At 63.9% G+C, this 12,920-nt stretch carries 13 protein-coding genes; 8 read left to right on the forward strand and 5 right to left on the reverse strand.

Annotated features, from left to right (window positions below; all coding sequences use genetic code 11):
- Positions 1-131: 131 nt before the first annotated feature.
- On the reverse strand, positions 132-929 hold the full coding sequence (locus tag BLS13_RS04805) for a universal stress protein (protein WP_093450623.1): 798 nt from the start codon (positions 927-929) through the stop codon (positions 132-134).
- Between the two features lie 156 nt (positions 930-1,085).
- On the opposite strand from BLS13_RS04805, the gene BLS13_RS04810 reads away from it, so the two are divergent.
- The 4 genes from BLS13_RS04810 (at position 1,086) to BLS13_RS04825 (ending at position 4,815) form a co-directional block, all read left to right on the forward strand.
- Positions 1,086-2,099, forward strand: a complete 1,014-nt coding sequence (locus BLS13_RS04810; protein WP_093450255.1) for a zinc-dependent alcohol dehydrogenase family protein — start codon at positions 1,086-1,088, stop codon at positions 2,097-2,099.
- Between the two features lie 100 nt (positions 2,100-2,199).
- A complete protein-coding gene (locus BLS13_RS04815) occupies positions 2,200-3,192 on the forward strand; it encodes an LLM class flavin-dependent oxidoreductase (protein ID WP_093450256.1) in 993 nt (330 codons plus the stop codon).
- 35 nt (positions 3,193-3,227) lie between these two features.
- The gene (locus tag BLS13_RS04820) at positions 3,228-4,016 is read left to right on the forward strand and encodes a fumarylacetoacetate hydrolase family protein (protein WP_093450258.1); all 789 of its coding nucleotides are present in this window, start codon (positions 3,228-3,230) and stop codon (positions 4,014-4,016) included.
- Between the two features lie 37 nt (positions 4,017-4,053).
- Positions 4,054-4,815 carry a hypothetical protein gene (locus BLS13_RS04825; RefSeq protein WP_093450625.1) on the forward strand — a complete coding sequence of 254 codons (762 nt, stop codon included), beginning with the start codon at positions 4,054-4,056 and terminating at the stop codon, positions 4,813-4,815.
- Positions 4,816-4,824: 9 nt separating this feature from the next.
- On the opposite strand, the gene BLS13_RS04830 is transcribed toward BLS13_RS04825, so the two are convergent.
- From BLS13_RS04830 to BLS13_RS04840, 3 genes are read right to left on the reverse strand one after another with little or no spacing between them, the layout of a single operon-like run.
- Positions 4,825-6,354 (reverse strand): DHA2 family efflux MFS transporter permease subunit, encoded by a 1,530-nt coding sequence (locus BLS13_RS04830; RefSeq protein ID WP_176943439.1) that lies wholly within the window; start codon positions 6,352-6,354, stop codon positions 4,825-4,827.
- Between the two features lie 12 nt (positions 6,355-6,366).
- Positions 6,367-7,530, reverse strand: coding sequence for an EmrA/EmrK family multidrug efflux transporter periplasmic adaptor subunit (locus tag BLS13_RS04835; protein ID WP_093450261.1), 1,164 nt, complete (start codon positions 7,528-7,530; stop codon positions 6,367-6,369).
- A complete protein-coding gene (locus tag BLS13_RS04840; RefSeq protein WP_093450263.1) occupies positions 7,523-8,998 on the reverse strand; it encodes an efflux transporter outer membrane subunit in 1,476 nt (491 codons plus the stop codon). Before BLS13_RS04840 ends, BLS13_RS04835 begins: the two co-directional genes overlap by 8 nt.
- Before the next feature lie 89 nt (positions 8,999-9,087).
- Between BLS13_RS04840 and BLS13_RS04845 the strand changes: the two genes are divergently transcribed.
- From BLS13_RS04845 to BLS13_RS04860, 4 genes are all read left to right on the forward strand, one after another.
- A complete protein-coding gene (locus tag BLS13_RS04845; protein ID WP_093450264.1) occupies positions 9,088-9,723 on the forward strand; it encodes a TetR/AcrR family transcriptional regulator in 636 nt (211 codons plus the stop codon).
- A 119-nt stretch (positions 9,724-9,842) separates the two neighbouring features.
- Positions 9,843-11,498, forward strand: coding sequence for an amidohydrolase family protein (locus tag BLS13_RS04850; RefSeq protein ID WP_143011869.1), 1,656 nt, complete (start codon positions 9,843-9,845; stop codon positions 11,496-11,498).
- Positions 11,483-11,878: an amidohydrolase family protein gene (locus BLS13_RS04855; RefSeq protein ID WP_143011870.1), complete on the forward strand. Its 396-nt coding sequence runs from the start codon at positions 11,483-11,485 to the stop codon at positions 11,876-11,878. The genes BLS13_RS04850 and BLS13_RS04855 overlap by 16 nt, the downstream gene beginning before the upstream one ends.
- A gap of 22 nt (positions 11,879-11,900) precedes the next feature.
- Complete coding sequence (locus BLS13_RS04860; RefSeq protein WP_143011871.1) at positions 11,901-12,332, forward strand: hypothetical protein; 432 nt, start codon at positions 11,901-11,903, stop codon at positions 12,330-12,332.
- A gap of 169 nt (positions 12,333-12,501) precedes the next feature.
- Here BLS13_RS04860 and BLS13_RS04865 read toward each other — a convergent pair whose 3' ends face one another.
- Positions 12,502-12,828, reverse strand: a complete 327-nt coding sequence (locus BLS13_RS04865; protein ID WP_093450626.1) for a GIY-YIG nuclease family protein — start codon at positions 12,826-12,828, stop codon at positions 12,502-12,504.
- Positions 12,829-12,920 lie beyond the last annotated feature (92 nt).

Genomic DNA, 12,920 nt, shown 5'->3' on the forward strand with positions numbered 1-12,920 from the left:
AGCCGATCATATGGAGCGGCGGATATCTCCGGCGCGCGACGGCAGAACTTGCCCTGCCCGGCGCAAGGCATCGAAAATACGGCTGGAGCCCAGGAGGGGCGGCTCGGAAGCTGCCCCTCCCCTGCACACGCTCAGTGACCGAGGATCAAGGGCACTTTGCTCTTGCTCAGCATGCGCTTGGTCACGCCGCCAAAGGCTTCCATCAGCCGCCCATGGCCATAGGCCCCCATCAGGACATAATCGGCGCGCCATGCACCGCATTCCTCCATGATGAGCTTGTCCGCCGGCTCGACGCCATTTTCGATAATCCGGATCGACGCATGAATGCCGTGACGCGACAGATATTCGGCTGCTTCTGTGGGCTCTGTCTGCTCCGATCCGTCGCGTACCATCAAGATGAGAACATCATCAGCCAGAGCCAGCAGCGGCGTGCATGCGCGCATCGTGGCCGAGACCGAGGACTTCCCATCCCAGGCGATAAGCGCCCGCCCCGCTTCGAACCGCTTCTGCGCCTCGGGCACGGCGACAATCGGCTTGCGGGTTTTCATGAGGATGCGGCTTGAGACATCGCGCATGTCAGGAAACGAAAATTCGTCGAGCTTGCGATTGAGAACGATAAGATCGGCCATCTCGGCGGTGTCAATCACGCAGCTTGCGAGATTGCCGACAACATCGACCCAGTCCCAGGAAACGCCCTCGGCTGCCAGACGCTTTTCGAGCGTCGACTTGTTATGGCTTTCCCGTTCGCGCTCGTCGGCAAGCAACATCGCCACGCCCGCGCCGCTATAAACATCGCCAACCGCAGCCGGCATGATCGAAACATCGACGCACGTCAGATGACCGCCCAATATGCGGGTCAGATCCAGTGCTGTCTGGACGCGGGCCTCTTGCCCCTCGTCGTCGTGGACCAACAATAGAATGTTCTTCATCGTCACCTCCATATTTGTAGTGCGACGCTAGATTCGGGATGCCTGGCTCGATATGCGTGATGATACGGATGCTGCCGACAACGCCAATCGCGCTATTCGCATAGCGGACCCCGCTGGCCTGCTAGGGCAAATGACACCTGATCAAAGGAGGTGCGGATGCCGACGATGATCGCGATGCAGCTCGATGGACCGGGAAAAGCACTTCGCCGTGTCGAGCGCCCCATGCCGCGCCCGGCGCCCTACGAACTGCTCGTCGAAGTCTCCGCCTGCGGTGTCTGTCGAACTGACCTGCATGTCATCGACGGCGAGGTCGCAGCACTTCGCCCGATCATCCCGGGCCACGAAATCGTCGGATATGTGCGTGAAATCGGCCCAGATACGCCGGGATTCAAAATCGGCGAACGTGTCGGCATTCCCTGGCTCGGTCACACCTGCGGAGTCTGCCCCTACTGCCTGTCGGATCGTGAAAATCTCTGCGATCGACCCTTGTTCACCGGCGCGACCCGCGACGGCGGCTATGCGACGCATGTCGTCGCGGACGCGCGCTACTGCTTCGCGATTCCCGAACGCTTCACCGATATCGAGGCCGCGCCGCTGCTCTGCGCCGGCCTGATCGGATGGCGGGCGCTACGGCTCGCCGGTGGAGGACAGCGGATCGGGCTGTACGGCTTTGGGGCCGCTGCCCATATTCTCGCGCAGATCGCCGTCTGGCAGGGGCGGGCCGTCTACGCATTCACCAAAACGGGCGACGCACAGGCCCAGGATTTCGCGCGTTCGCTTGGCTGTTGCTGGGCAGGCGCTTCCGAGGATCAGCCCCCGGAACAGCTCGACGCCGCATTGATCTTCGCGCCGGTCGGCGCACTCGTTCCGGCGGCACTGAAGGCCATCCGCAAGGGCGGCCGGGTGGTATGCGCCGGCATTCATATGAGCGACATTCCGGCCTTTCCCTACGCCGATCTGTGGGGCGAACGGCAGATTTTGTCCGTGGCCAATCTTACGCGGGACGACGGCACTTCCTTCTTTGACGTCGTTCAGCGCGCGGGCATCGAAACCGTCACCACCCCCTTTCCACTCACCGAGGCCAATACCGCGCTTGCGCAATTGCGGACTGGCCAGCTGATCGGTGCGGCGGTTTTGATTCCCGGCGAATTTCCGGCGTCGGCCTCCTGACAACGGGCTGATATCGCCGCCGCCGCAATGGCCCTTGCGGGCATCGCAATGGCAAACCCGCTCTCCCCTTCCTACATCCATGCGATCCGAAGGAGATTCCATGGTTGCGCTTTCCATTCTCGATCTGGTCCGGGTGACCGACGACACCGATGCGCGCAGCGCGATCGACAACGCCCGTGATCTGGCCGCGCATGCCGAACAATATGGCTATCGCCGTTTCTGGGTGGCCGAACATCATAACATGCCGGGTATCGCGAGCGCGGCAACCTCGATCGTGCTCGCGCATATTGCAGCGGGCACGCGCAGCATTCGCGTCGGCGCCGGCGGGATCATGCTGCCCAATCACGCGCCGATCGTGATTGCCGAGCAATTCGGCACGCTCGCGCAATTGCATCCGGGACGGATCGACCTTGGCCTTGGCCGCGCGCCCGGTACCGACCAGGTTACCGTCCGGGCGCTGCGCCGCGCGCCCGGCGCCGATACCTTTCCGCAGGATGTCCTCGAGCTTCAGGCCTATTTCCGCCCGGTACAGCCGCACCAGCGTGTTCAAGCCGTACCCGCAGCTGGCACAGAGGTGCCCTTGTGGATATTGGGTTCGAGCACTTATGGCGCGCAGCTCGCCGCCGAACTCGGCCTGCCTTACGCCTTCGCTTCCCATTTCGCGCCCGCCGACTTGATGGCAGCGTTGAGAATCTACCGCGAGCGGTTCAAGTCTTCCGCGCAGCTCGATCGCCCCCATGCGATGATCGGCGTCAACATCATCGCTGCCGAAACCGACGCCGAAGCCCGACGCCTCGCGACAACGCAGCAAATGTCGATGATCAACCTGATCGGCGGCAAACGCGGGCTGAGTGCGGCACCAATCGACGATATCGGCAGTTACGGGACGCCGCAAGAACGGGCCCACGCGATGCAGATGCTCGCCCGCTCGATCGTCGGCTCGCCCGAAACCATTCGCCGCGGCGTCGACGCACTTGTTGCCGAGACGGGCGCCGACGAACTGATGATCGTGTCCGACATCTACGATCATCACGCCCGCCTACGATCGTTCGCGCTGATCGCCGACGCGGTCGCTGAAGCTATTCCCGCCTGATCGGCCTTTCCTTGACGCAGAGCGGAACGTTGGCGATGCTGGCGGGATCAACCGAAGCAAGGGCATTCGCCATTTTCGATCCAGCTCCCGCCGCCGCGGCCATCCTCGAATATCGCCGTCAGGCGCGTTCCGCACTGCCCCCCGCCCCATGCCGGCCACAGACGCTGGCCGACGCTTATGCCGTGCAGGATGCCGTCTTCGCGGTATTGGGACCGATCGGCGGTTGGAAGGTCAGCCCGGCCAAACCCGGCGCCGAACCCACGATCGCGCCCTTGCTGGCGGCCGGCATCCGCAGCACCGGATCGAAGACGCCGGTGCCATCGAGCCTGCCGGTCAAGGTCGAGGTCGAACTTGCCTTTCGCCTGCCCGATGGCATGGCCGGTGCGGTCCCGGCTTTGGTCGGACTTGCCGACTATATCGAACTGGTTCCGCTAATCGAGGTGGTCGCGATCGATCTCCCTGCCGAAGAACACCCCACTGCTTATGACGTCATCGCCGCCGGCGCCTATAATCACGCCGTTGTTGTCGGCACGCCCCTGCGCGACTGGCAGCGAACCGACTGGGCGGCCTGGCAGGTTGCACTGTCGATCGATCATGTCTCCTTCTATAGCTGGGGCGGCCCACCCGACATCGATGCGCTGGTGGCACTGGTCCACTGGTCCATCGGGCATCTGCTGGCAAAGGGACCGATCGCGCCGGGCACGGTGATCACCACCGGCGCGCTGAACGGGGCAACTCCGGTTGCCGGCGACGCCATTATCGAAGGCGATTTCGGTGTCTTCGGAAAAATCGAAACGCGGATCGAGGCGCACTCCGGACGATAGGTTGCAGCGCAGCGCGACACGGTTTAGGCGGCTTTCCATGCGTTCGGCGCCTTTTCCATCCCCGTCGAACTTCCGCCGCGATCTGCTTGGGCGACGGACGATCAGCATCATGCTGGTCATCCTCATCCATCTGCTCGCCGTCATCATCGCCTTCTTCCTGTCGCCGCCGCTGCTGGAACCACGCAAGCCACAAGCCGAGCTGAAGCTTTTTCAGCTGCCGCCGCCGGCGGCCACCGGTTCGACACCAAAGCTCGCGCAGCACAACCGGAAGGTCCAGCCCAAGCAGGTTGCCGCGCGCGAAACGCCCAAGCCGCCGGTGCCGCCGCCCGTGCTGCCGGTCCGCCCGCTCAACATGATGGTCGTCAGCAGCGACGTGTTCGCGGCCGCCGATATTGCGAGGATGCCGTCGCACCACGCCGATCAGAGCGCCGGCGACGATGCCGCCGAAAGCGGCCGAAATGGCGCCTCCTCGAAAGGCAATGGCACCAGCCTGGGGGCCGAAAGGCTGTACAATGCCGATTGGTACAAGGAGCCCACCCGCGCCGAAATGGCACCCTATATGCCGGCCAATCTGCGCGAAGGCTGGGGCCTGATCGCCTGCCGTACGATCGATCATTATCAGGTCGACGATTGCCGCGAGATCGACGAATCGCCGCCGGGTTCGGGTCTCGCCCGCGGGCTGCGTCAGGCCGCGTGGCAGTTCCGCGTGCTGCCGCCGCGGATCGGCGGCCGGCCGATGATCGGGGCATGGGTCAGCATCCGCTTCGATCTGGTGAAGGGCGTGACCAAGGAACCGTGACGTCGCCGCTCAATGCGCGGCGGAGACATCGACCTTTTTCCGGGGTGCCGGGCCCAGCCACACCACCATCGCCGCGAAGAACAATACGCCCGCTGTCACCAGGAACGTATGATTCACCGCCATCGCGACCGCTTCCTGATTGACGATATTGGCGATCATCTGCCGGCTTTGCTCCAGCGTGAAGCCAGCATTGGCGAGCTGGCTCTGCACGTCGGCGGGTTGCAGCTTCGCAACGATGTCATTCTGCATCACGCGCTGGGAATCGCCCCATATCGTCAGTGCAATCGATGTCGCCATCGCCACCGCCATCGTCCGCAAGAAACTCTGCAATCCGGCAGCCGAAGCCATTTCCGAAGGTTCGACCGAGGATAGGCTCAGCGTGGTCAGCGGGATCATGAAGAATGGCATGGCAAAGCCCTGCAATAATTGCGGCAGCGCGAGCGTCCAGAAATCGGCACCACTGCTCCAATGGCTGCGAAGGACGGCCATGCAGCCCAGCCAGAAGACCGCGCCCGACACCAGGAAGCGTGCGTCGACGCGGTTGGCCAGTCGCGCGGCAAAGAGCGACGTAATGATGGCCGTCATCGCCGTGAACGCAGTCGCCAGCCCCGCGTCCTGCGCCGTATATCCCATTGAGGTCTGGAGCCATTGTGGAATGATCACGATCCCAGCGAAATAGGCGCCGAAGCACAAGGCCAGCGTCGCTACCGCCGAAGAGAATCCCCGGTGGCGAAAAACGCGAAGATCAACGATCGGGTGCTCCTCGGTCAGCTCCCATATGACGAACAACAGGAAACCGATCAGCGCGGCGCCAGCAAGCATCACGATCTTCGGGTCGCCGAACCAGTCATGATCGCGACCGATGTCGAGCATCACCTGCAGGCAGCCGATCCAGAATACCAGCAACCCGAGGCCCACCAGATCGATCGGCAGCTTCGCGGTCGGGGTTTCGGCCGGCCGCAGCAGCGCATAAGCCGCGACGACGCAGCCGATGGCAAAGGGGATATTGATGAAGAAGATCCAGTGCCAGCTCCAGTTATCGCTGATATAGCCGCCGATGATCGGGCCCATCGCCGGCCCGAGCAATGTCGTTATCGCCCACAGCCCCATCGCCTGTCCGCGCCGTTCGGGCGGAAAGATGCGCATCATCAATGTCTGCGTCACCGGCATGATCGGCCCGCCGCACAACCCCTGTCCGATCCGGAATATGACGATCGCGCCAAGCGTCGGCGAAAGCCCGCAAAGCAATGAGAACAGGCCGAATCCGGCCATCGAAAGCGTGAAGACGCGCACCGTGCCGAAGCGTTGGGTCAGCCAGCCTGTCAGCGGCACGCAAATTGCCTCGGCAACCGCATAAGAGGTGATGATCCACGTACCCTGATCGACGGTGATGCCCAGATTGCCGGCAATATGCGGCACTGAGACATTGGCGATGGTCAGATCGAGCACGACCATGAAATTGCCCAGCGCCATCACCAGCCCGGCAAGAGCCAGCTGGCGGGATGTGAACTTCATTTCGGGTTTCGGTTGATCGGACATCGCCGGCCTCTCTCAACTGGCCGACAGATCGATTTCGACATCCATCGACAGGCCGACCCGCAGCGGATGCTCCGCCAGCTCCTTGGGATCGAGCGCGATGCGGACGGGCACGCGCTGCACCACCTTGATCCAGTTGCCGGTCGCGTTCTGGGCGGGGATCAGCGCGAACGATGATCCGGTGCCGCCGGCAAGGCCGGCCACTGTGCCATGATAGGTAACACCGCTGCCGTAGAGATCGGCATGAACGACCGCGGGCATGCCCACTCTGACCCGACGGAGCTGCCGCTCCTTGAAGTTCGCGTCGACATACAGCTGCGACAGCGGCACGATCGTCATGATCGGCGTGCCCAAAGTCACGCGCTGGCCGATCTGCACCTGCCGCTTGCTCACGATCCCGTCGATCGGCGCCCGGATGACTGTGCGATCGAGATCGAGCCGGGCCGCATCGAGCCTGGCCTTCGCCGCCAGCACACCGGGATCGGTTTCGATCGTTGCACCTTGAACCAGCGCATCATTGGCCGCTAGCTCTCCCACCGCGGCGCCGCGCGTCGACTGCGCCTGTGCCACCCCGGCCCGCGCGAGTTCGAGCGCAGCTTTCGCCGCCGCGAACGACTTGCGCGCGCTCGTCAGTTCGTCGCCGGAGACCGCGCCGCTCGGCGCAAGTGCCTCGCGGCGCTGAAGGTCGACCCGCGCCTTGTCGAAATCGGCATCGGCGGTGGCAAGCCGTGCCCGCGCGCTCAAAATATCCGCGCCGCGCGCGTCGATCTGCGCCGACAATTTCGTGCTGGTTGCAAAGGTCTGGCGGAATCGCCGGCGCGCCTCGGCCAGATCGGCCTCGGCCTGGGCGATGGCGATGCGCGCATTGGCCGGATCGAGCCGCACCAATATGTCGCCGCGCTTCACCGGCTGCGTGTCGCGCACCTCGACCGCGATCGCCTGCGACGACAGCAGCGGCGTAACCTGCGCCACTTCGGCGTTCACATAGGCATTGTCTGTGCTGACATGGTTGCGGCCAACCAGCAGATACCAAAGGCCCCACAGGATCGCGATTGCGGCAACCGCTATCGCCAGCCGCCCGAGCCACCGGTTGCGTGTCTCCTGCTGCTCCGCCTTCCGCGCGGCGGCGTCCAGGTCTTCGGCCGCCCCGGCGCCAGTCTTCGGATCGGCTTCAGCCATGCGGATCATCCTTGCGCGAAGTGAAGTCTTTTGCGGTAAAGCCACCGCCCAGAGCACGCACCAGTGCGATATCGAGGGAAAAGGCGCGCGCATCCAGTTCGGCCGCCGTCCGCCGCGCCTCGAGCAGCCGTTCCTGCGCGGTCAGCACGTCCAGATAGGTCGAAAGCCCACCCTCATAGCGCTTGCGGGCGATCGCATAGGCCTCTTCGGATGCGGAGAGCGCCGCGCCGGCATCGCCACGCCGCCGCTCGAGCATGCGCTGGCTGGTCACGGCATCGGCGACCGCGCGATAGGCATCGACGACGATCCTTTCATAGTCGGCGACCGCCTCGTCATAGCTGGCGCGCGCACCGCGATATTGGCCGCGCAATGCGCCGCCATGAAAGATCGGAAGGCTGATCGCCGGGCCTGCACTTCCATAGAGCGAATCCGACTGGATCAGGTTGGAAAGCCCGAGCGACTGCACGCCGATGAGCGCACTCAGGCTGATCGCGGGAAAAAAATCGGCCCGCGCCACCTTGATGCGGCTGGCCGCCGCCTCGGCACGCGCACGGGCGGCGGCGATGTCGGGCCGGCGCCCGATCAGGTCGGTGGTGACGCCAGCCGGCAATCCGCGGGCCGCGAACGCAGACAGCGACGGACGCGTGATCGCCAGCCCGCGATCGGGCCCGGCCCCGAGCAGCGCCGCAATCTGGTTCCGCCGCAGCGCGATCGCTTCGTCGGCGCCGGCCAGATCGACCCGCGCCGCAGATACGCCCGCTTCCGACTGGCGGAGTTCACCCCGCGTATCGAGTCCGCTGTTGACGCGATCACTGACCAGCTTCTGCGTCGCACCGCGAATATCGAGTGCGCCCTGCTGGATATCGCGCTCGGCATAAAGCCGCGCGAGATCGGCATAGGCATCGGCAATGCCGGTGGCGAGCATCATCGCGGCTTGCCGGGAATCGAGCTCCGCGGCCTTCGCATCCGAAGTCGCGGCAGCCAGCGCGGCGCGGTTCTTGCCCCACAGATCGATATCGAAGCTCAGATCCAGCGCCGCGCGGCCATTGTCGATCCAGCCGTGCGGCACGAACTCCTTCGGGAAGCCCTGATTGTAGCTCTGTTTGTCGTAACCCGCCTTGCCCTGCGCATCGAGGCGGGGCAGCAGCGCCGCTCCGGCCTGTTGGGCATAGCCGGCGGCGCGATGGAAACGCGCGGCGGCTGCGGCCACATCGGGTGAGTTACGGAGCCCTTCCGCGATCAGCGCGGCAAGCTGCCTATCGCCATAGACCAACCACCAGCCATCGCCCGGCCAGGCACCGGCCGGTGCGCCATCCAGGCTCTGCCCCGCCGCCACCGTCGCCGGAGTCCGCAGCGCGGGCCCGGATCCGAGATCCGGCATGGCCGCGCAGGATGCGAGCAAAGGCGCCAGAGCCAGCGGAATCGCCAGCGCGGGCCGGCTTCCGGAAGATGTTCGACTCACAGACATATTCAAACCGTACCGACCAGTATAAGAATATCCATGAACACTCGCATCGCCCCTTGTCAACAAATTATCATACTATATGGTACGATTTTATGCAGCCGATTGCCTGTCCTCCTTTGCCCCGCCGCGAGGCCCGCCGCCAGGATCGCCGCGATGCGATACTGGCGGTCGCCGCGACGTCTTTCCTTGAACATGGCTATGCAGGCACGACCATGTCGGCGATTGCGGCAACGCTCGGCGGATCGAAAGGAACCCTCTGGAGCTATTTTCCTTCGAAAGAAGCGCTCTTTGCCGCCTTCCTCGATCAGGCCACGCAAGCGTTTCGCGCGCAATTGTCGCAGATCCTCGATCCTTGCGGCGATCTCAGTGCCACGCTGAGGCACTTCTGCTCCAGCCTGATGGAAAAGGTGACGTCACCGGCAGCGATCGCGCTGCATCGCCTGGTGGTCGGCGAGAGCGGTCGCTTTCCCGAAATGGGCAGGATCTTCCACGAACGCGCACCGCGCCTCACCCAGGCCCTGCTCGCCGAATATCTTGATGGCGCGATGGAACGGGGTCTGATGCGGCGCGACGATCCGCTCAGCGCCGCCCGGCTGCTGATCAGCCTGTGCCTGGCCGGATGCCATCAGCAGCTGCTGATGGGTATGATCGACAAGGCGACGCCCGATCTGCTCGACCGGGATGTCGATGCGGCGATGGCTCTATTTTTCCGCGCCTTCGAGGCGTGACACGCAAACGCTGTCCGGCCGTCAGGCCGTCGTGGAACTGTATTGCTTTACCCAAACACCAGATGCACAACCAGCCGTTCACGGCGCAGCGTCGCTACACTGTTCGGGGGTCATTATCCATGAATGGAAAATTCGCTATTGGCTGCATGGCAGCCCTGCTCTCGTCCGCGGCACTGGCACAGGTGTCCCTCGCTGATCTTGCCAAACCACCGGCGACGGCACGGCATTTCATTATCGAATCGACCGGCGGAAAACATGGCGACAGCTGGAGCTGGATCGCCGCTGACGGCACGCGCATGGCGCGTGAAAGCCTCAATCTGCGCGGGCAGGTATGGGAGATCGACTATAGCGGCAAGGCGGGTGCCGACGGCATGCCGGCGACGATGACAATACGCGGCGTGACGCCGCAAGGCGACGCCGGGGAAAATTTCGCTGTCGCGAACGGCAAGGCAAGCTGGAAGAGCCCGATCGACGCCGGCGGCGCGGCGTATCCGGGTAACGCCTTCTACGCATCCTACGGCGGCCCGATGGACACCAATGCCTGGTTCCTCGAACGCCTCCTCGCCGCACCCGGCAAGACGATGAAGCTGCTGCCCGGCGGCGAGGCGCGTGCGGCGAAGCTGACCACCATGGAGGTGGGCCAGGGCGCCGCGAAGCAGACGATCACCCTTTGGGCTATCACCGGCGTCAGCAATTCGCCGATCCCGCTCTGGGCCGACGCGAACGACAAATTCTTCGGCCTGACGACCGGCCTCACCTGGCTGCCCGACGCCTATGCCGGCGACATGAAGCAGATCCAGAAGGTTCAGGCCGACGCGATGGCCGCGCAGGCGCCGATCCTCTATAATTCGCTGGTCAAGGTGCCCGGCAGCGCCGTCGCCTTCTCCCACGTCAAACTGTTCGACGCCGATGGTCTGCAGTTCATCCCCGATCAAACCGTGGTTGTCGACAAGGGCGTGATCGTCTCGGTCGGCCCGGCCGCCTCGGCGAAAGTGCCGGCCGGCGCGCAACTGATCGACGGCAAGGGCAAAACTTTGGTGCCGGGCCTGTGGGATTGCCACATGCATGTCGGCGACGATTATACCGGGCCGCAGGAACTCTCGCTCGGCGTCACCTCGGTCCGCGACCCCGGCAATGACGATTTGCTGACGATCGATCGCCGCACCCGCATCGCGGCCGGCAAATTGCTATTCCCGCATGTCTATCCATCGTCGCTGATCGACGGCAAGGGCCCCTATACCGCACAGGTCGCCAATGTCGCGACCAGCCAGGCCGAGGCGATCGCATTGGTCGATCGGGCGAAGGCCAATGGCTTCACCGGCGTGAAATTCTACGGCACGTTCAACCCCGCGTGGCTGCCGGCCACCACCGCCGAGGCGCACAAGCAGGGCCTCCATGTCCACGGCCATATTCCCGCCGGCATCCGGCCGATGGATGCGATCGCCGATGGCTATGACGAGATCACCCACATCAACTGGATCATCATGCAGGCGATGCCCGACAGCGTTATTCCCGTCTCGAACGGCATCATGCGCTTCGAAGGGCCCGGCCGCTATGCCAAGGATGTCGATCTCGACGGCGCGCCGATGAGGGCGATCGTCTCGACCATGGCGACCAAGCATATCTACAGCGATCCGACGATGGTGGCGTTCGAAGGCCTCTACGTCCCCGAAAACGGCGAACTCTCGCCCTCCTACGCCCCGTTCGTCGGCACGCTGCCCCCACCACCGAGCGCGGCTTCCGCAGCGGCGGCTTTGCAGTGCCCAAGGATCTGACCCGCGCCGATTACCGCGCAAGCTGGGCGAAAATGGTCGAGCTGCTCGGCCGCATGCGCAAAGCGGGGGTGCCGATCGTCGCCGGCACCGACGGATCGGGGATCGAGATCATCCACGAACTCGAAATCTACACCTCCGCGGGTTTCACGCCCGCCGAGGCGCTGGCGGCCGCCACGATCGTTCCCGCGAAACTCGTAGGGCAGGACCAGCACACCGGGTCGATCAAGGTCGGCAAAACCGCGGACCTTGTTCTCGTCGAAGGCGATCCCTCGGTGCGGATCGGCGATCTTCGCCAGACGCGCGTGGTGATGCTCGACGGCAAGCTGCTCGACGCCGATGCGTTGCGCAGCGCGGCGGGGTTTTCGGGGCGGCCGAAATGAGGATGTAAGCGGGAGAAGGTTGATGAGGCAATTGGTAGCACTTGGGCTTCTGTCCGCGATGGCTATGCTGACCGCATGCCATCCGACATTGTTCGGCAGCGACAGCCGCTCCCATTCGGACCGAAGCCGTTACACCGGCATCGGCGTCTATTCGACGGGCGAGCTGTGGCCGAAGATTGCTGCCGATCCCGCCCGGCCCGATACGGCAGTCAAAGATGCCGCCGCAGCCACAACCGACGATGATGAGCATGTCATCGTGGTCGTCGATACGAAGACCGGAGAGATCCGGGAATGCGGGGATTATTCCGGGAAGTGCATCAGCATGAATCCCTGGACGAAGGCGATTTCCGCGTCCGGACAACTCCCTGTTCCGCTGACGAAACATGCCGCCGACCTTCAGCGCGAGCGGGAGCAGAACCAGAAGCAGGTCGAAATTTCCGCTAAGATGAAGTGACGACAAAGACCAAACAATGCCGCCTGAGAGATACCGATTGATCATTCCATCGTCACCCCGGACTTGTTCCGGAGTCCACAGGGACACGCCCACTGTCCTTCGAAGGGCGCAATTGCCGGCCCCGTGGATCCCGGAATAAATCCGGGATGACGATTGGAGTGCTATCATTTCAGGTTGTGTTGGCGTTCGCGGCCAGCGGCTCCAGCCCCAGGCCGACCGCGAGGTCATTCCAAACCGGATTATCCCGCTCGATCAGGTTGCGCTTCCAGTCCCGCCGCCAGCGCTTCAATTGCTTTTCCCGCGGGATTGCCGTGTCCATCGATCCGTGAAACTCGAAGTAGACGAGCCGGGTGATACCGTAGCGCTTGGTATGTCCGTCGAATGTCCCCTCGCGATGCTGAGCGATCCGGACGAGTAGATCGGATCTGACGCCGGCGTACAGCGAGCCATTATGGCCGCTCGCGAGGATGTACACGCACGGATTTAGCTCTCTCATGGCCACACCTTGCTCGCCGGTGGCCCCCGGAACAGTCCGGGTGACGAGAGAGGCGCGCACCGCCTCAGAACGTGCGGCCCTCTTTTATCTCG

This window comes from Sphingomonas sp. YR710 (genome assembly GCF_900101455.1).
Lineage (GTDB): Bacteria > Pseudomonadota > Alphaproteobacteria > Sphingomonadales > Sphingomonadaceae > Rhizorhabdus.